The organism is Olsenella phocaeensis, assembly GCF_048189965.1.
In the GTDB taxonomy this organism is placed as follows: domain Bacteria; phylum Actinomycetota; class Coriobacteriia; order Coriobacteriales; family Atopobiaceae; genus Olsenella_I; species Olsenella_I phocaeensis.
In genome coordinates, this window is record NZ_DBEZHV010000018.1 from 26,587 (window position 1) to 45,791 (window position 19,205).

Annotated in this window: 16 protein-coding genes; 14 read left to right on the forward strand and 2 right to left on the reverse strand. The window is 67.1% G+C overall.

Annotation, left to right across the window (positions count from 1 at the left end):
• The first annotated feature begins 11 nt into the window (after positions 1–11).
• Entirely contained in the window at positions 12–1,841 is a 1,830-nt protein-coding gene (gene ade / locus ACMPH2_RS08505) for an adenine deaminase (RefSeq protein WP_417119204.1), read from the forward strand.
• Positions 1,842–2,014: 173 nt separating this feature from the next.
• Here the strand turns inward: ade and ACMPH2_RS08510 are convergent, their stop codons facing one another.
• Positions 2,015–2,494, reverse strand: coding sequence for a hypothetical protein (locus tag ACMPH2_RS08510; RefSeq protein WP_314638810.1), 480 nt, complete (start codon positions 2,492–2,494; stop codon positions 2,015–2,017).
• Positions 2,495–2,764: 270 nt separating this feature from the next.
• Here ACMPH2_RS08510 and ACMPH2_RS08515 point away from each other — a divergent pair, with 270 nt between their 5' ends.
• The 11 genes from ACMPH2_RS08515 (at position 2,765) to ACMPH2_RS08565 (ending at position 16,184) form a co-directional block, all read left to right on the forward strand.
• Complete coding sequence (locus ACMPH2_RS08515; RefSeq protein WP_417119205.1) at positions 2,765–3,340, forward strand: MptD family putative ECF transporter S component; 576 nt, start codon at positions 2,765–2,767, stop codon at positions 3,338–3,340.
• Positions 3,324–3,527, forward strand: a complete 204-nt coding sequence (locus ACMPH2_RS08520; protein ID WP_417119206.1) for a hypothetical protein — start codon at positions 3,324–3,326, stop codon at positions 3,525–3,527. Before ACMPH2_RS08515 ends, ACMPH2_RS08520 begins: the two co-directional genes overlap by 17 nt.
• Before the next feature lie 191 nt (positions 3,528–3,718).
• Entirely contained in the window at positions 3,719–4,933 is a 1,215-nt protein-coding gene (gene dpaL / locus ACMPH2_RS08525) for a diaminopropionate ammonia-lyase (protein ID WP_417119207.1), read from the forward strand.
• A gap of 103 nt (positions 4,934–5,036) precedes the next feature.
• Positions 5,037–6,416: a YgeY family selenium metabolism-linked hydrolase gene (locus tag ACMPH2_RS08530; protein ID WP_009277977.1), complete on the forward strand. Its 1,380-nt coding sequence runs from the start codon at positions 5,037–5,039 to the stop codon at positions 6,414–6,416.
• Between the two features lie 91 nt (positions 6,417–6,507).
• On the forward strand, positions 6,508–7,710 hold the full coding sequence (gene ygeW, locus ACMPH2_RS08535) for a knotted carbamoyltransferase YgeW (RefSeq protein ID WP_062529522.1): 1,203 nt from the start codon (positions 6,508–6,510) through the stop codon (positions 7,708–7,710).
• A 109-nt stretch (positions 7,711–7,819) separates the two neighbouring features.
• Positions 7,820–8,788, forward strand: coding sequence for an NTP transferase domain-containing protein (locus ACMPH2_RS08540; RefSeq protein WP_417119208.1), 969 nt, complete (start codon positions 7,820–7,822; stop codon positions 8,786–8,788).
• A 65-nt stretch (positions 8,789–8,853) separates the two neighbouring features.
• Positions 8,854–10,206, forward strand: coding sequence for a dihydropyrimidinase (hydA, locus tag ACMPH2_RS08545; protein ID WP_417119209.1), 1,353 nt, complete (start codon positions 8,854–8,856; stop codon positions 10,204–10,206).
• A 101-nt stretch (positions 10,207–10,307) separates the two neighbouring features.
• Positions 10,308–10,691 (forward strand): Rid family detoxifying hydrolase, encoded by a 384-nt coding sequence (locus ACMPH2_RS08550; RefSeq protein ID WP_072499793.1) that lies wholly within the window; start codon positions 10,308–10,310, stop codon positions 10,689–10,691.
• A gap of 351 nt (positions 10,692–11,042) precedes the next feature.
• Positions 11,043–11,834, forward strand: coding sequence for an FAD binding domain-containing protein (locus tag ACMPH2_RS08555; RefSeq protein ID WP_072499794.1), 792 nt, complete (start codon positions 11,043–11,045; stop codon positions 11,832–11,834).
• On the forward strand, positions 11,831–14,710 hold the full coding sequence (locus ACMPH2_RS08560) for a molybdopterin-dependent oxidoreductase Mo/Fe-S-binding subunit (protein ID WP_417119210.1): 2,880 nt from the start codon (positions 11,831–11,833) through the stop codon (positions 14,708–14,710). The genes ACMPH2_RS08555 and ACMPH2_RS08560 overlap by 4 nt, the downstream gene beginning before the upstream one ends.
• A 157-nt stretch (positions 14,711–14,867) precedes the next feature.
• Complete coding sequence (locus ACMPH2_RS08565; RefSeq protein WP_314638824.1) at positions 14,868–16,184, forward strand: uracil-xanthine permease family protein; 1,317 nt, start codon at positions 14,868–14,870, stop codon at positions 16,182–16,184.
• A 40-nt stretch (positions 16,185–16,224) separates the two neighbouring features.
• Here ACMPH2_RS08565 and yqeC read toward each other — a convergent pair whose 3' ends face one another.
• Positions 16,225–16,965 carry a selenium cofactor biosynthesis protein YqeC gene (gene yqeC, locus ACMPH2_RS08570; RefSeq protein ID WP_314638825.1) on the reverse strand — a complete coding sequence of 247 codons (741 nt, stop codon included), beginning with the start codon at positions 16,963–16,965 and terminating at the stop codon, positions 16,225–16,227.
• A 263-nt stretch (positions 16,966–17,228) separates the two neighbouring features.
• Between yqeC and yqeB the strand changes: the two genes are divergently transcribed.
• Positions 17,229–18,023: a selenium-dependent molybdenum cofactor biosynthesis protein YqeB gene (yqeB, locus tag ACMPH2_RS08575; protein ID WP_417119211.1), complete on the forward strand. Its 795-nt coding sequence runs from the start codon at positions 17,229–17,231 to the stop codon at positions 18,021–18,023.
• Positions 18,024–18,116: 93 nt separating this feature from the next.
• Positions 18,117–19,130: an XdhC family protein gene (locus tag ACMPH2_RS08580; RefSeq protein ID WP_417119212.1), complete on the forward strand. Its 1,014-nt coding sequence runs from the start codon at positions 18,117–18,119 to the stop codon at positions 19,128–19,130.
• Positions 19,131–19,205 lie beyond the last annotated feature (75 nt).

Genomic DNA, 19,205 nt, shown 5'->3' on the forward strand with positions numbered 1-19,205 from the left:
GGGATCGCACCATGCTCAACAAGTTCTGCAAGATGCCCCTCTGGGAGTGCAACCGCACCCTCATCAAGGTGGCACAGGGCCAGGAGCCCGCTGACCTCGTGATCCGTCACGCCAAGCTCGTCAGCGTCACCACGCACGAGATCCTCGAGGACACCGACATCGCCATCGCGGCGGGCCGCGTGGCCTACGTGGGCATCGCCCCGTACACCGCCGAGCACTGCATCGGCGAGAACACCAAGGTCATCGACGCCCAGGGACAGTACGTCGCCCCCGGCTTCATGGACGGCCACATCCACGTGGAGAGTTCCATGGTCGGCGTCGACGAGTACGCCCGCGCGGTCGTGCCCCACGGCACCACCGGCATCTACTGGGATCCCCACGAGCTCTGCAACGTCACCGGGCTTGAGGGCGTGGCCGAGGTAGCCAAGGTCGCCAAGAGCGTGCCCCTGAAGGCCATGATCACCACGCCGTCCTGCGTCCCCGCCGTCCCGGGCTTCGAGGACACCGGTGCCTCCGTCGACGCCGCGGGCATCAAGGAGACCATGGGCTGGGATTCCGTCGTCGCCCTCGGCGAGATGATGAACTATCCCGGCATCCTCGCGTGTGCCGACAACCCCATCGAGGAGGTCAACGAGACCCTGAAGGTCGGTGCGACCGTCACGGGGCACTACAGCGTCTGCGAGACCGACCGCGGGCTCAACGCATACATCGCGTCGGGCGTCTCGTCCTGCCACGAGTCCATCCGCGCCGAGGACGTGCTCGCCAAGCTGCGTCTGGGCATGTACGCGCAGATTCGCGAGGGTTCCGCCTGGCAGAACCTCCACGACCTGGCTCCCGCCGTGGCTGACGGCAAGGTCGACACGCGCCTCTGCAACCTGGTCTCGGACGACAACCACCCCAACACGCTCGTCTCCGACGGCCACCTCGACCGCATCCTGCGCATGGCCGTGCGCGAGGGCATCGACCCCATCACCGCGATCCAGATGGTGACCATCAACGCTGCCACCTACTTCCAGATGGGGACCGACATGGGCTCCGTCACCCCCGGCAAGTGCGCCGACATCGTCTTCCTGGACGACCTCAAGGACTTCCACGTCACGCGCACCATCATCGACGGCGAGGTCGTGGCCGAGGACGGCAAGGCGCTCTTCGAGGCCGGCTCCTACCAGTATCCCGAGTTCATGACCGACACCATGCACGTCGCGGTCGACATCAGCGAGGCAACCTTCCAGATTCCCGCGGTGGACTCCAAGGGCAACGCGCTTTCCGGTGACACCGCGACCGTTCGCACCATGGTCGTCGCCCCTGGCTCCACCATCACCGAGGGCACCCTCGCCCAGGCCCCGATCAAGGACGGCCAGCTCGTGGCCGACTCCCAGAACGACCTGCTCAAGGCCTTCGTCTTCGAGCGCCACCACGACACCGGCAGCTTCGCCTACGGCTTCGTCAAGGGCTTCGGCATCCACGGCGCCCTGGCGCAGACCGTCGCCCATGACGCCCACAACCTGCTGGTCGTCGGCGACAACGACGCCGACATGGCCCTGGCGGCCAAGACCCTGGTCGAGTGCGGCGGCGGCGAGTGCGCGGTCGAGGACGGCAAGATCCTGGGCCAGGTCGCGCTTCCCATCTGCGGCCTCATGAGCCCCCGTCACGTCGAGGACGTGGCGGCGGACGTCGAGAAGGTCGAGGAGGCCTGGAAGAGCATGGGCTGCACCATGCCCTCGCCCTTCATGACCATGGGCCTGCTCTCGCTCGCGTGCATCCCCAGCCTGCGTCTCACCAACCGCGGCCTGGTGAACACCGACACCTTCCAGTTCGAGTCCCTCGTGGTCGAGGACTAGTCCCCCCTAAGGACATGCCGCAAGGCTAGGCCACGCAAGCACCAAGAGGCCCGTGTCAGCTCCCCTGGCGCGGGCCTCCCTCGTCTTGGCCGCAAATGGGAGGGGCGCCGCACGGAACCGAAGCCGTGCGGCGCCCCTCTCTCCTTGGACGTCCGGAGCCAGTCCTGGTGGGTCTACCAGCTGACGATGATCGTGCTGTCGTCGCGGTGGGCGTTTCCTCCCTCGGCGTCGTCTGATGCCTCGGTGCCGGTCTTCACGTCGTAGCCCAGGCGGCGCAGCGTGCGGATGAAGTGCACCAGCTGCGTGTTGTACTCGTTCAGAAGGCGCGCCTGCTGGATGGGGCTGATGAGCGTCTGCTCCCGCCCGTAGATGATGTCGCTCATTGCGTCTGCGACGATCATGTTGCTGTTCGCCAGAAGGTCGTTGTAGAACGAGTTGCCGCTGCCCCTGCCGTCTCCCTCGCCCGGTGCGAACTTCACCGTCAGGGACCTGCGGCCGTAGGTCGCGTACATGCGTATGCGCGTGTCGGTCTGGCCGATGGCGTTCTTCATGGCCCACTTGAGCGCGTTGCCCGACAGCGTGTCCGCCTCGGCGCGCTCGCGTCCCGGTTGCGCCTCGCCGGCGATCCTTCTGGCCTCGTCTGCCTCGAGCATGTCGTCCCTCCCTTTCTCGCCCCCAGGGGCGCTTGGCATCAGTCAACTAAAGATACCCGATGGGGGGGCTTCCGTTCCCTTGCTCGCGAGGCGTGCGTCTCGTGTGGGCACGGGAGGCTCGGATCGACTCGGGCAACTCTCACCCAACCTATGTTACGATTCATAAGTTAACGATAACTAACTTCTTGGGAGCGTTCGAATGTCAAGCGAGAAGGAAGACGAGAAGGGGAAGGCCACCGAGCCCAATCGTGGGTAGGGGTCCGCGAGGTCGTGACCGCGGCCCTGCTGAGCGCGCTCACGGTGGTCATCATGTTCGTGGGGTCGATGCTCACCATGTTCTCCTACGACTTCGCGATGGTCGCCTCGGGCGGGGCGGCCGTGTTCCTCGCGGCGCCCGTGTACATGCTCATGGTGCGTCGCGTCAACCGCCTCGGCGTGACCACCGTCTTCACCACCGTCGCGGCGCTGCTCTTCTGCACCATGGGCAACATGCTCTTCATGCTGCCCTTCTATGTCTTGGGCGGGCTGCTCCTCGACCTCGTCTGCCTGCGGACGCCGCGGCAACGTCAGAACCCCTGGTGGATAACCGCCGCCTGGACGGCGTTCAGCGGCCTGTACCTGCTCTCCACGCTCATTCCCTACCTGGGCAACATGGAGGCGTACGTGTCGCAGACCATGCTGGAGCGTGGCCTGGACCAGTCCTATGCCGACACCTTCTTCAAGTACTACGGCAACCCCGCGTGGGTCGTCGCCATCATGCTCGCCACCATGGCCGTGGGCTTCCTGGGCTGCCTCGTCGGAAGGGCGCTCATGAAGAGGCACTTCGAGCGTGCCGGTGCCCTGTAGGGTGGACGAGGGTGACGCCAGGGGAACGGGACTCACGGTTGCCACGAAGGTGACCGTGCTCCTCCTGGCCATGGTGGCGTGTTCGTTGAGCATGGGGCTATACCCCATGCTCATGCTCATGCTCAGCCTTTCGTCGATTGCCTACGTGCTGGCCGCCCGGGAGCGGCGCATGGGAAGCGTTATATGACAAAGAGAACAACGACGTTCAAAGCCCCAGAGGGGCCGTTCGTCGAACGGCCTGCCGCCTGCGGCGTACTCCTTGCGAAGCCCCTTGCCAAGCGCGGAAAAGGGCCTATATTTATTGGTACCAAACAAAAAGTTTGGTAAGCGCACAGTATGTAAGTGTCGGGGTCACGGAAGTCCAGGAGGGGACGCAGCATGGAGCCAAAGATCAAGTGGGTTGCCAACGGGATGCCCAAGAGCGAGGACGTGAACCTGTCGGTCATGTCGCTCGACAACGTCACCAAGGCCCGCGCCTTCCACGGGAGCTTCCCCCAGTACTCGGTGACCCCCCTTGCCAACCTTGCGGGCATGGCCGAGCGCCTTGGCCTGGGCGACCTCTTCGTCAAGGACGAGAGCTACCGCTTCGGCCTCAACGCGTTCAAGGTCCTGGGCGGCTCCTTCGCGATGGCCCGCTACATCGCCGACGAGACCGGGCGCGACGTCTCCGAGATGACCTTCGACTACCTCACCTCCGACCAGCTCCAGAAGGACTTCGGCCAGGCCACCTTCTTCACCGCCACCGATGGCAACCACGGCCGCGGCGTCGCCTGGGCTGCCAACAAGCTCGGCCAGAGGTCCGTCGTGCACATGCCCAAGGGCTCGACCAAGACGCGCTTCGACAACATCGCCAAGGAGGGCGCCAAGGTCACCATCGAGGAGCTCAACTACGACGACTGCGTGCGCCTGGCCGCCAAGGAGGCGGCCGAGACCGAGCATGGCGTCATCGTGCAGGACACCGCCTGGGAGGGCTACGAGAAGATCCCGTCCTGGATCATGCAGGGCTATGGCACCATGGCCGCCGAGGCTGCCGAGCAGCTCCGCCAGCTCGAGGTCAACCGTCCCACCCACGTATTCGTCCAGGCCGGCGTCGGCTCCCTCGCCAGCGCCATGGTGGGCTACTTCGCCAACCTCTTCCCCAGCTGCCCGCCCAAGTTCGTGATCATGGAGGCAGGTGCGGCCGACTGCCTGTACCAGGGCGCCCTCGCCGGCGACGGCGACCCCCGCATCGTGGGCGGCGACCTCCAGACCATCATGGCCGGCCTCGCCTGCGGCGAGCCCAACACCATCGGCTGGGACATCCTGCGCAACCACGCGGACGCCTTCCTCTCCTGCCCCGACTGGGTCGCGGCGAAGGGCATGCGCATGCTTGCCGCCCCCACGAAGGGAGACCCCTCCGTCACCTCCGGCGAGTCCGGGGCCGTGGGCATGGGCGTCATCTCGACCATCATGAGCGACCCCGACTACGCCGAGCTGCGCGACGTCCTGGAGCTCGGGCGCGACTCCAAGGTCCTGCTCTTCTCGACCGAGGGCGACACCGACCCCGTCCGCTATCGCGAGGTCGTCTGGGGTGGCGCGTACGCCACCGAGTAGGGTTCCGAGGGTCCTCTCCTCCCTGCGGGCCAGGGGAGAGGGCCAAGAAGAGGCGGCTCGCGACGGATACCGGCACTGAAGGCTTTGACTTGGGAGGTAAGGAATGAAGGAGCTCGACTACGACAAGATCAAGGAAGTCGCGGAGTCCCATAGGGAGGACATGACCCGCTTCCTGCGCGCGATGATCTCTCATCCCAGCGAGAGCTGCGAGGAGAAGGAGGTCGTGGCCTGCATCAAGGAGGAGATGGAGCGCCTGGGCTTCGACGAGGTCAGGGTCGACGGCCTTGGCAACGTCATGGGCTTCATGGGCGAGGGCGACAAGATCCTCTGCATGGACGGCCACATCGACACCGTGGGCATCGGCAACCGCGACAACTGGGAGGCCGACCCCTACGAGGGCTACGAGACCGAGGACCTCATCTACGGCCGCGGTGGCTCCGACCAGGAGGGTGGCGTCTGCTCCGCCGTCTATGCCGCCAAGATGATGAAGGACATGGACCTCATCCCCGAGGGCTACAAGATCATGGTCGTCGGCACCGTCCAGGAAGAGGACTGCGACGGCATGTGCTGGCAGTACATCTACAACAAGGACGGCATCAAGCCCGAGTTCGTCATCTCCACCGAGCCCACCGACGGCGGTATCTACCGCGGGCACCGCGGCCGCATGGAGATTAGAGTCGACGTCCACGGCGTCTCCTGCCACGGCTCCGCCCCCGACCGCGGCGACAACGCCATCTACAAGATGGCCGACATCATCGCCGACGTCCGCTCCCTCAACAACAACGGCGCCGACGAGTCCACCGCCATCAAGGGCCTCGTCAAGATGCTCGACCCCAAGTACAACCCCGACCACTTCGAGGACGCCCGCTTCCTGGGCCGCGGCACCTGCACCGTGTCGCAGATCTTCTTCACCAGCCCCAGCCGCTGCGCTGTCGCTGACTCCTGCGCCATCTCCATCGACCGTCGCATGACCGCGGGCGAGACCTGGGAGTCCTGCCTCGACGAGGTCCGCAACCTGCCCGCCGTCAAGAAGTACGGCGACGACGTCAAGGTCTCCATGTACATGTACGACCGTCCCTCCTGGACCGGCGAGGTCTACGAGACCGAGTGCTACTTCCCGACCTGGATCAACAAGGAGTCCGCTCCCCACGTCAAGGCCCTCGTCGACGCCCACAAGGCCCTCTTCGGCGACGAGCGCATCGGCTGCGAGCCCTCGATGGACAAGCGTCACCGTCCCCTGGTCGACAAGTGGACCTTCTCGACCAACTGCGTCTCCATCCAGGGGCGCTACGGCATCCCCTGCGTCGGCTTCGGCCCCGGCGCCGAGTCCCAGGCCCACGCCCCCAACGAGATCACCTACAAGCAGGACCTCGTGACCTGCGCCGCCCTCTACACCGCCGCGCTGAACCTCTACGACGGCTCCGCCGCCACCGGTGACGTGACCGAGTTCCGCGCCGGCCTCACCAACAACGACATCAAGTAGCACACGCGCAAGCCGGCGTCCGCCATTCCCCGAGAGAGGTGGCGGACGCCTTGCACGCAGCAAGGAAACGCCTGACAAGGAAGGGGCACCGATGGACAGCAAGTTCAACGCCTACCTGGAGAAGCTCGGCAAGCTCGACTACTCCAAGATGTACAACAACGACTTCCTGCACACCTGGGACAAGACCACCGACGAGCTGAAGGCCATGTACATCGTGGCAGACGCCCTGCGCAACCTCCGCGAGCGCAACATCTCGACCCGCATCTTCGAGTCCGGTCTGGCCGTCTCGAACTTCCGCGACAACTCCACCCGCACCCGCTTCTCCTTCGCCTCCGGCACCAACCTGCTCGGCCTCCAGCAGCAGGACCTGGACGAGAGCAAGTCGCAGGTGGCGCACGGCGAGACGGTGCGCGAGACCGCCACGATGATCAGCTTCATGGCCGATGTCATCGGCATCCGCGACGACAAGTTCATCGGCGAGGGCGACGCCTACATGAAGGAGGTCTCCGAGTCCGTCGAGCAGTCCTGGCGTGACGGCATCCTGGACCACCGTCCGACCCTGGTCTCGCTGCAGTCCGACTCCGACCACCCCACGCAGTCCTCCGCCGACATGCTGTACCTCATCAACGAGTTCGGCGGCCTCGACAAGCTCCGTGGCAAGAAGGTTGCCGTCACCTGGGCCTACTCGCCCTCCTACGGCAAGCCCCTCAGCTGCCCCCAGTCCCTCATCATGCTGCTGACCCGCTTCGGCATGGACGTCACCCTGGCCCACCCCGAGGGCTACGACCTCATGCCCGACCTGGTCGAGCAGGCCGGCAAGTACGCCGAGGAGAGCGGCTGCAGCTTCAGGAAGACCAACAGCATGGCCGAGGCCTTCGAGGGCGCCGACATCGTCATCCCCAAGAGCTGGGCTCCCTACGCCGCCATGGAGGAGCGCACCAAGCTCTACGCCGCAGGCGACTCCGCGGGCATCGACAAGCTCGAGCAGGAGCTCCTCGCCCAGAACGCCACCCACATGGACTGGTGCTGCACGCCCGAGCTCATGGAGAAGACGGCCAACGGCAAGGACACCATCTACATGCACCCGCTGCCGGCCGACATCAACGGCGTGTCCTGCGAGCACGGCGAGGTCGCCAACGAGGTCTTCGACTACCACCGCGACGGCCTGTACAAGGAGGCCAGCTACAAGCCCTACGCCGTGGCGTCCATGATCTTCCTCCAGAAGGCCAAGGATCCCGTCGCCACGCTGAGGGCGCTCGAGGAGCGCGGCGAGGCCCGCTGGTACGAGGCGTAGAATCCGCATAACGGGGACCGCGGCCAGCCGGGTCGCGGTCCCGACGGTTTGGGGCGACGGTCCGCGCTGCGGTGCCGTCGCCCCGCCCCCAAGCTCGGGAGGAGCGGCTATGAGACCCTCACAGGCCATGTTCGTCCTGGATGACAACGGAACGCGGTGCTTCGGCCCGGGGCCCTGCAGGCTGCTGCAGGCCGTCCAGACCACGGGGAGCCTGCGTTCCGCTGCCATATCCATGGGCATGGCCTACACCAAGGCGATCCGCATGCTCAAGGTGGCGGAAAGGTCGATGGGGGTCAAGCTCACGAGCCGCACGATCGGTGGCTCCGGAGGTGGCGGCTCTCGCCTGACCCCCGAGGCGCTCGACCTCCTCGACCGCTACGAGCGCTGGAGCTCCGCCTGCCGCGGCTTCGGCACGCGCTCCTTTGACGAGTGCTTCGACGGCTTCGGGGCAGGCGCTGCCGCGAAGGACGTTTCGGACGACGCCTCCCGCGGCCGCATAGGCGTCGTGGTCATGGCCTCGGGCCTGGCCAGCCGCTTCGGCTCGAACAAGCTCGTCGCCCCGCTGGCGGGCACCCCCGTCCTCGAGCGCACGCTGCGCTCGCTGCCCCTCGACCTGGTCGACCCCGTGGTCGTCACGCGCTGGCGGGAGGTCCAGGACCTCTGCGACCGCCTCGGCGTGCGCTCGATCAGGCACGAGCTGCCGCTCCAGAGCGACACGGTCCGCATGGGACTCTCGCTCGACGCCGGCTGGGACGGCTGCATGTTCGTCACGGGCGACCAGCCCCTCCTGGGCGAGAGGAGCGTCCGCTCCCTGGTGAGGGCCTTCAGCGAGGACCCCACGCGCGTCGTGCGCCTGGCCTGGCAGGGAAAGGCCGGCGGCCCCGTCCTCTTCCCGGCATCCTGCTTCGAGGGACTGAGGGGCCTCGAGGGCGACGTGGGCGGGACGGGGCTCCTGAAGAAGGATCCCGAGCTGGCCCGACGGATCCGCCTGGTGGAGGCCGAGCGCCCGGAGGAGCTCGAGGACGTGGACACGCCCGACGAGCTCGCCCGTCTCGAGCGCCTGGTCAGGGGGGAGTAGCGCCTTCGTTTGCGGATTGGCGCGGACGCCTGCGGGCGCCCGCAGCGAGTAAGGAGATGGTTCGCATGAAGCTGATCAAGGGTGGCATGCTCGTACTGCCCGACGGTCTGGTGCGTGGTGACGTGGTGCTGGACGGCGCCAAGGTCGCGCGCATAGCTGCCAGCATCGAGGCCACGGACGCCGACGAGGTCGTGGACGCCAGCGGCTGCTGGGTCTTCCCGGGCTTCATCGACGCCCACACGCACATGCAGTGCTGGACGGGCATGGACTGGACGGCGGACAGCTTCGAGACGGGCACCCGCGCCGCCGCCTGCGGTGGCACCACGACCATCGTGGACTACGCCACCCAGGACAAGGGTATGACGCTGGCGGAGGCCCTCAAGGAGTGGCACTCCCGCGCGGACGGCACCTGCACCTCCAACTACGCCTTCCACATGGCCATGGCGGACTGGAACGAGCGTACCAGGGCAGAGGTCGACGACATGTTCGACGCGGGCATCGTGTCGTTCAAGACCTACTTCGCCTACGACCACCTGCGCCTGGACGACGCGCAGACCCTCGAGGTCCTGGAGTCGATCAAGGACCGCGACGGCATCCTCTGCGTCCACTGCGAGAACGGGACCCTCGTGAACGAGCTCCAGCGCCGCATGCTCGCCCGCGGCATCACGGGTCCCGAGGGACATCCCATGAGCCGCCCGGACGTCTGCGAGGCGGAGGCCATCTCGCGCCTGTGCTACCTCGCCGAGCTCTCGGGCACCCGCATCAACGTCGTGCACCTCTCCACCGCGCTGGGACTCGAGGCCATCCGCGACGCGAAGGCGCGCGGCGTCGACGTCGCCGTCGAGAGCTGCCCCCAGTACCTCCTGCTCGACGACACCCGCTACCTCGAGCCTGGCTTCGAGGGCGCCAAGTACGTCATGAGCCCCCCGCTGCGCAAGCCCCACGACGTGGCCGTGCTGCGGCAGGCGGTCTGCGACGGAGAGATCGACACCCTCGCCACCGACCACTGCGCCTTCAACCTCAAGGGCCAGAAGGACCGCGGCGTCGGCGACTTCACCAGGATTCCCAACGGCGGTCCCGGCGTGGAGCATCGTCCCGCGCTGATCATGACCAGCTTTGCCGACGACCTCGGCCCTCAGGACTTCTGCCGCCTCATGAGCGAGAACCCCGCCAGGGTCTTTGGGATGTATCCCCGCAAGGGCGTGCTCGCCGAGGGCTCCGACGCGGACGTCTGCGTCTGGGACCCCAGCTGCCGCTGGACCATCCAGGCGGCGACGCAGTACCAGAACGTCGACTACACGCCCTACGAGGGCTTCGAGGCCCAGGGACGCGCAAAGTACGTCTTCGTCAACGGCGTCCTCGTCGCGCGCGACGGGGAGCCCACGGGCGAGAAGCCCGGCAGCTACGTCAGCAGGTAGCGCCTGCCAGGGCGGGGGATGACGTGTCCCTCTCGCCCGGAAGATCGGTTCCAGCGCCGTGCGCTCGGGTGCGCGCGACGAGAGAAGAAAGGAAGTTTGGAATGAACAAGAAGGCCATCGTCACCGACAAGGCTCCCGCAGCAGTCGGACCCTACTCTGCCGCGATCCAGGCCGAGGGCGTCTCGATTAACGTCTCGGGCCAGCTGCCCGTCGACCCTGCCACCGGGGAGTTCGCCGGCGACGACATCCAGAGCCAGACCCGCCAGAGCCTGACCAACATCAAGAACATCCTCGAGGCCGCCGGCGCCAGCATGGCCGACGTCGTCGAGACTACGGTTCTCCTCACCGACATCGCCGAGTTTGGCCCTATGAACGAGGTCTACGCCGAGTTCTTCGAGGCACCGTACCCCGCGCGCGCCGCCTTCCAGGTCGTGGCCCTGCCCAAGGGCGCCAAGGTCGAGATCAAGGCCGTAGCCAGGGTCTAGCGGAGAGGCGCGCAGTCGCCTCGTGTGGCAGCCTTGGGAGCCCTGGGCGGAGAGTCGCCCAGGGCTCCCTCGTGTCGAGGGACGAGACGAGCGCGGTGGCCAGGCAGACGCCGACCGACGTACGTGCCGCCGGTTTCGCAGGCAGGCGTTATGTTTCTAAAAATATTACGTATCCGCAGGTCACAGGCCTAGTTCTTTGGGTCGTTCGCCTGGTTTCGACTATCTTTTGCCTTGCTTTAGGCGCACGATGAGGGTGCATGGAATAGTCCTCCCTGACCGTGCCGAACCGATGTTTGCTGGGAGGTAGCGCGTGCCGCGACGTTCGCACGCGCCTGTTCATCGGAGCATCACATGGACGAGAGACTTGTCATTGCGGCCTCTGCGCAGGAGGCGGCCAAGCTGGCTGCTTCCGGGGCGGGCTACCTCGCCGGAGGGACCGAGCTCAACAGGCTCGGCTCGCCCCTGCACTACCAGAGGCTGGTATCCATCAGCCGCGTCGCCGAGCTGAGGGGGGTCGAGGCTGGGGACGGAGAGGTCCTGATCGGCGCTACCACGAGCTTCCAGGAGGCCCTGCAAAGCGAGCTGGTCCCCGCCTACCTCAAGGAGGCCCTGCTCTTCATGGGCTCGCGCACCAAGCGCAACATGGCCACCGTGGGAGGCAACGTCGCCGCCTGGCGCGACGACTCGTATCTCGCCGCGACGCTGCTCGCCGTGGGTGCGAGCATCGAGCTCATGAACGAGTCCGGCGCGACGAGGAGGCTGAGCGTCGCCGAGTGGGCGCAGACGCAGCCGGAGCACAGGCTCGTCCGCCGCGTCATCGTTCCCGCCGACCCCGGCTGGGTCACCTCGAAGCGCTACGCCAACACCATGGAGAGCCTCTCCTACCTCGTCGTCTCGCTCTGCCTGCACGATGGGGCGGCACGGGTGGCGCTCACGGTCAAGGGCGTGGGCGCGTTCGTCTCGCCCGAGCTCTCTGACGCCGCGTCGCGCGGTGCCGGCGAGGACGAGCTGGTCGAGCTCGCCTACGGGCTGGACGCGACGATTCCCAGCGACATGTACGGAAGCGAGAGATACAAGCGCTACCTCGCGGGCGTCACCCTCGCTCGCATGCTCGAGGACGCCGGAAGGGATGATGCGCGATGAGGATCGAGTGCAAGATAGACGGGCGCGAGCGCGGCTTCGAGCTTGATCCGACGCTGTCCCTGCGCGAGCTGCTGGTAAGGAACGGAAACCTCTGCGTGCGAGACAGCGACGACGGCGAGGGCTTCTGCGGCTCTGACACCGTGCTCGTGGACGGCACCCCCGTGTACGCAAACCTCATGCTCGCGGGCGAGGTCGACGGGCGAGAGGTGCGCACCCCCGCCGGCCTGGGCGAACCGGGCAAGCTGAGCTACGTCCAGCAGGCCCTCATCGATGCCGGCGTGGTGCAGAGCGCCTACAACTCTCCCGCAACCGCCCTCCTCTTGACCTGGCTCCTCGAGAACGAACCCAACCCCACGCGCGAGCAGGTGAAGGACGCGCTGTCCGGCATCTACATCCGTGACGCAAGCTACGAGAACTACTACCTGGCGGTCAAGCTCGCCTGCGAGCTCCGCGACAAGGGCGGCTACGAGTCGAAGATCGCCCCCGACTACCGTCCCGAGCTCAGCTACGTGGGCAAGCCCGGCTCCAAGGTGGACGGCCCCCAGCTCGTGAGGGGCGAGCGCGCCTTCGTGGAGGACTTCGTCGATCCCGACGCCTGCCACCTGGTCATGCTCCGCTCGCCCTACGCCTCCGCCTACATCAACTCCATCGATGCGAGCGCCGCCGAGGCGCTGCCGGGAGTCGTGGCGGTCATCACCTGCTTCAACTGTCCCGACATCACCTACATGCAGGCCGGGCAGGGCAACCCCGAGCCCTCCCCGCACGACACCAGGCTCTTCAACCACAAGGTGCGCTTCGTGGGCGACCGTGTCGCCGCCGTCATAGCCGAGACGAAGGAGATCGCCCGGGAGGCCTGCGGTCTCATCAGCGTCGACTACCAGGTCCTGGACCCGGTCTTCTCCGTCGAGGAGGCCATGGCCGAGGGTGCGCCGCGCGTGCACGACGGCATCGTGGAGTACGGCGTCGGCGCCCCCGAGGACCTGGACGAGTACAACAAGGACGCCGGCGACGAACGCGAGGGCAAGGTTTTCTATCCCTTCCCGCTGAGGGCCGACATCCACAGGAACATCGCCGCCTCCAACAAGGGCGGCATCGGCGACGTCGAGCGTGGCTTCGCCGAGGCGGACGCCATCGTGGACGAGACCTACCGCACCACCAACGTGCAGCAGGCCCCCCTCGAGCCGCACCTCTGCTACGCCAAGATGGAGGGCGGGCGCCTCCAGGTCTATGCCTCCACGCAGGTTCCCTACCACGTGCGCCGCATCGTCTCGTGGGTCTGCGGGCTCCCCCAGAACAAGATCCACGTGGTCAAGACCAGGGTCGGCGGCGGCTATGGCTCCAAGCAGGACATCCTCGTCGAGGACGTCTGCGCCTACGCGGCCTACGCCACGCATCGTCCGGTCTACTACCGCCACACCCGCGCCGAGGAGCTCGTGGCCGCCTCCGCGCGCCACCCCATGCGCGTGCGCGTGAAGATGGGCGCCAAGAAGGATGGCAGCATCACGGCGATCTTCATGGAGGTGCGCGCCAACACCGGCGCCTACGGCAACCACTGCCTCACGGTTCCCATGAACTCCTGCTCCAAGGTGCTCCCGCTCTTCAAGGTCGACAACATGGCCTACGACCTCATCACCTACTACTCGAACAAGCTCCAGCCCGGTGCCTACCAGGGCTACGGCACGCCCAAGGGCAGCTACGGCATCATGATGGCCATGGCCCAGCTGGCCGAGAAGCTCGGCATCGACTTCAAGGACATGGCGGTCAAGAACCACGTCGAGACGGGCTACCGCCTCGAGATTCTGAAGGGCCTCGGCGAGGGCCGCGAGGGCAACGTGGTTCCCGTCGGCTCCTGCGGCCTGGACGAGTGCATCAGGCGCGGCTGCGAGATGATCGAGTGGGGCAAGCGCGAGGAGTCCGACGACCCCGACTGGAAGATCGGCAAGGGCTTCGCGATGATCATGCAGGGCAGCGGCCTGCCCGGCCTGGACCACGCGGAGGCGATCTGCAAGCTCGAGACCGACGGCACCGTGATCCTGAACAGCGGCGGGGCGGACATCGGCACCGGCCTTGACACCATCTCGACCAAGGTGGCGGCGGAGATACTCCACCTTCCCCTCGAGCTGGTCAGCGTCATCTCTGGCGACACCGACTCCGCCGCCTTCGACACGGGTTCCTACGCCTCGTCGGGTACCTTCTTCAGCGGCAACGCCTCCGTGGACGCCGCCCGCAAGCTCGCCCGCGGCATCATTGCCGAGGCCGCCCTGCAGATGGGGGAGGACGAGGCGGACCTGGAGCTTCGGTATCCGGGAGAGGTGCACTCCACCAGGACCGACGCGACCCTGAGCTACGGGGACCTCTCACACGCCTGCTGCGCCGGCGACGGCCGCGGCCAGGTGGTGGCGCACGGCAGCTTCATCACCACGGCCAACGCCATCCCCTATGGCGCCCACTTCGCGCAGGTGGCGGTCAACGTCCGTACGGGTCAGGTCAAGGTGCAGAAGTACTACGCGCTCCAGGACGCCGGCACGCCCATCAATCCCGAGCTCGCACAGTGCCAGATGTACGGCGCCGCGCTCAAGTCCATCGGCCACACCCTCTACGAGGACATGACCATCGACGAGAAGGGCCGTCCCCTGCGCACCACGCTCACGGACTACGGCGTGCCCATGATCTTCGAGCAGCCAGACGACTTCAAGGCGGTCATGGTGGATGTCAACGACGCCGACGGCCCCTTCGGTGCGAAGTCCATCTCCGAGATCGCCTGCAACGGCGCGGCCCCTGCCATCGGCAACGCCATCCACGACGCCTGCGGCGTCTGGATGCGCAGCTGGCCCATGACGCCGGAGAAGGTCCTGAGGGAGCTCGGAAGGATCTGACGTCCCCGCCAGATACTCTTCACGTTGTGAGCGGTACGTTTTCTAACCTAAGCGGCACGCAATGGCCAATCTCTCACTTTTGAAGCTTTTGTGAGGGATTGGCCATTAGACTTTTCGTCTTGTTGTCATACAAAAAGTCTTTAGGGGGGACGTACTCATGGCAGCAGACGATCTGAAAGAGTTGAGGAAGTTCGACGGAAAGCCCAGCTGGGGGGCCAGTGTCCCGCACGCGCTGCAGCACGTGCTGGCCATGATCGTGGGCAACATCACGCCGCCCATCATCATCGCCTCGACCCTGGGGCTTCCCGACTCGGACAAGGTCATCCTGATCCAGGCATGCATGCTCATCGCGGGCATCACCACGCTCGTGCAGCTGCTCTCTCCCTTCGGCGTGGGCATGGGCCTTCCCAACGCCATGGGCGTCGCCTTCGCGTACCTGCCCATCCTGCTTACCATCGGCAAGGCCTATGGCGTCTCGGGCATCCTTGGCGCCCAGCTGGTCGCGGCGTTCCTCTCCATCTTCATCGGCATGGCCATGGAGAAGATCCGCCCGCTCTTTCCGCCCGTCGTCAGCGGCACCGTGGTGCTCTGCATCGGCCTCTCGCTCTATGGCACGGCCATGAACTACATCGGCGGTGGCGCGTCCAACCCCAACTTCGGGGCACCGGCCTACGTGGGCGTCGCGGCCCTCGTCCTGGTGGTCACCCTGGCGTTCAACTTCTTCGGCAGGGGCATCCTCAAGACCCTGGGCATTCTCTTCGGGCTGCTCGTGGGCTACGTGGTCTGGGCCATCTTCATCGGCGTCGACACCTCGGGCATCGCCAGCGCCGCCTGGGTCGCGCTTCCGCAGCCCCTGCACTTCGGCCTGACCTTCGAGCCCAGCGCGATCGTCGCCATGATTCTCATGTACGTGGTACAGGCCGTCCAGACCATCGGCGACGTCTCGTCCACCACGGCCGGCGGCTTCAACCGCCAGGCGACCGACAAGGAGCTGGGTGGTGCCGTCAAGGGCACGGGCGTCTGTGGCATGCTGGGCGCGCTGCTCGGAGGCTTCCCCTCCGATCCCTTCAGCCAGAACGTGGGCATCATCGTCACCACGAAGGTCGTCGCCAAGCGCGTCTTCGTCATCGTGGGCACCACGCTCATTGTGGCCGGCCTCATCCCGAAGTTTGGAGGCCTCATGACCTCCATCCCCAACCCCGTGCTGGGTGGCGCCACGCTCTCGGTCTTCGCGGCGATCACCATGTCGGGCATCCAGCTCATCACCGAGCAGCCCCTCAACTACCGCAACCGCATGATCGTGGGCGTCTCGCTGGCAGTGGCCGTGGGCCTCACCAACGTGCCTGCCATCCTGGGCTTCCTGCCCGCCGAGGTCGCCAGCGTCATCACCGGCTCGCCCATCATCACCGGCTTCGTCGTCTCGTTCCTGCTGAACGTCATCGTTCCCGAGGACGACTCCGAGGCGGAGGAGTAGGGGTCCCGCTCGGACCAGGGCTTCCGGTACCGGCACGCCGCTAGCGCAGCTGAACGAGCTCCTTCTTCTGGAGGCTCCCGGCAAGTACGGGGGCCTCCAGCCTCAGGTGGGAGGCGAGCCTGCGCGCGTCCTCGAGCGTCGCCTCGTCCTCCGCCTGGTTGACGAGGACGACGTCGAAGTCGACCAGCCCCAGCTCGCGCTCCACGTCCAGGAGGCGCGCCAGGTCCTCGGGCCGTGCGGGGTCGTCCGGCTGGGCCCCCGTGCGCTCGCAGTAGAGCTCGGGGCGGTGCACCACCTCGTGGACGGGACGTCCGAAGCCTGACGCCCCCATCACCAATATGGTCCTGGCGCTTCCCTCGGGAATCACGGGCTCCCAGGTCTCGTGCGCCTTGAGCGGCAGCTGCCGGGAGCCGTCCGCCTCGACCAGCACGTAGGGCGAGGCCAGCGCGAGCTCCGCGGGCGAGAGGGTCGCGGATGTGCCGAGCTTGCCGCCCTTGCCCAGGCCGCCCACGCACACCACCCCTTTCGTGACAGCTGCCCGCGCCAGGTCCTCGTGGCTGGGGTCCACGAGGGTCTCGATCCCCTCGAAGGGGAGGAAGTGCGTGGTGGTCGTCAGGATCACCGCAGACCCTAAGCACTTGTCCCAAGAGTCACCTGCCGACGCGCTACCAGGGGCCGCGGTCGCAAGGCCTTCCATGCCGCCCGAAAGTTCCTCCGAGAGGGTCCTGAGCAGGGTCGTCTTGCCACCGCTGCCCACCACGCAGGTGATTCCGGGTGCCACTCGCAGAAAATCGCCAATAAGCATTAGACTACCTAATCCTTAGTAATATACTGGGGCGAACACGGACCGGCGGGCCTTCCGTGGCCTGCTGGCAACATCGTAGCAGCCGGTCTTCTCGCCCTCGGGGGCCTTTTTTCTGCGCGTCGTTATAGGCGCCCAGAAACAGCGACGCCTGGCGGAGGGGCCGCTGCGGCGGGACGACGGAACAGCTCCTGTGATGCCGGGCGAGGGGGCCTGCCGCAGGGCGAGTGGGGAGTGGTCGCATGCTGGTCGTGATGAGGGGCGCCGGGGACCTCGCCTCGGGCATCGCCCTGCGCCTGCGTCGCGCGGGCATGGAGGTCGTCATGTGCGACATCGCCGTCCCCACGGCCGTGCGGCGCACCGTCGCCTTCTCTGAGGCCATCCGCCTGGGGCAGGCAAGGGTCGAGGACCAGCCCGCTCGGCGGGCCGCGGACGCCGCGGAGGCCCTGCGCATCGCGCGCGCTGGCGAGGTGGCGGTTCTGGTCGACCCCGAGGGCAGGGTCATCGAGGAGCTCCGTCCCGACGTGGTGGTGGACGCCATCCTGGCCAAGCGCAACCTGGGCACGAACAAGGGCATGGCACCCGTGGTCATAGGCGTGGGTCCCGGCTTCACGGCCCCCGTCGACTGCCATGCCGCGGTCGAGACCAAGCGCGGCCACGAGCTCGGGCGCGTCTACTACGAGGGCACCCCCATCGCCAACACCGGCGTCCCCGGCTTCATCGCGGGCCATGGGGCCGACCGCGTGCTGCGCGCTCCTGCGGACGGCAGCTTCGAGCCCGTGCTCAAGATCGGCGACGTGGTCAAGGCGGGCGACGTTGCGGCCTACGTGGCGGGCGAGCCCCTGCCCTGCACCATCGACGGCGTGCTGCGCGGCCTCCTGCAGGAGGGGGTGCCCGTCACGCGTGGCATGAAGTCCGGCGACATCGACCCGCGCGGCAACCCCGCGCACTGCCTGACCGTGTCCGACAAGGCGCGGGCCATCGGGGGTGGCGTCCTGGAGGCCATCCTGCACCTCAGTCCCCAGCTCCTCGCCTAGCAAGGGCGAGGGGGGGATGACCCCGCCCGCTGGCCTCCTGGGGGCAGCTGCCGCCAGATGTGACCCCGGCATCACGCAGAAAGGAGAGTGCCCATGAACGACTCCCGCGACTCCATGCGCGACCATGACTTCGTCTGCAGGCTCATCGAGGAGCTCGAGGCGGGGCGTCCCGTCGCGCTCTGCACCGTGCTCGCCACGCGCGGGTCCATGCCGCGTGGCGCGGGCGCCCGCATGGCCGCCTTCGCCGACGGTGGGTTCATGGGTACCGTGGGCGGAGGCAGGGTCGAGCAGATGGCCCTGGACCGCGCCCTCGCGCTGGCCACCGGCAGGGGCGAGCCCTTCCTCGAGTGGTTCACCATGCAGTCCACGGGCATGGCCTGCGGCGGCGACGCCCTCATCGCCTGCGACCTGTTGGACCAGGGGGATCTCGATGCTCTGCGGCGCACCCTGGAGCTCAACGGCCAGGGACGGCCCGGCGTGTACTGCGAGAGCTGGCCGGAGGGCGGCCATCGCGTCGAGGCCCTCACGCTCGACGAGCTCGCGTCGGACGACCCGCGCGCGTCACTCGAGGCGCCGACGTGGGACGAGGCGGGCAGGAGCTATGCCGAGCCGCTGGGCTCCGACCCCATCGTCTACGTCTTCGGTGCGGGCCACGTCGCGCACGCCCTGGTGCCGGTGCTCACGAGCGTGGGGTTCAGGGCAGTGGTGTACGACGACCGTCCCGAGCTCGCTGTGGCCGAGCGCTTCCCCACGGCGGACCGCGTCCTCTGCGGCGACTTCCGTTCCCTGGGCGACCAGGTCGAGGTGAGCCGTCGCGACTACGTGGTGGTGGCGACCCACGGCCACGCGGCCGACATCGACGTCCTGGAGCGCGTCGCCCCGGCGGAGCCCGCCTACACCGGATGCCTGGGCAGCGCGCGCAAGTCCGCCTTCGCCAAGGGGGTCCTGGCAAAGCATGGCATCGCGCAGTCCTGGATCGACTCGATCTGCATGCCCATCGGCGACGACATCCTGGCGGTGACGCCGGGGGAGATCGCCATATCCATCGCGGGAGAGATGATCCGCCGCCGCGCCGAGCTGCGGCCGCACCGCCCGCACGAGCACTGAGGTCTTGGGCTCGGCCCTGATGACCACCCAGGTCTATAGGCCCCGCCAGGGGAGATTAACGAAAGAGAGGAAGCA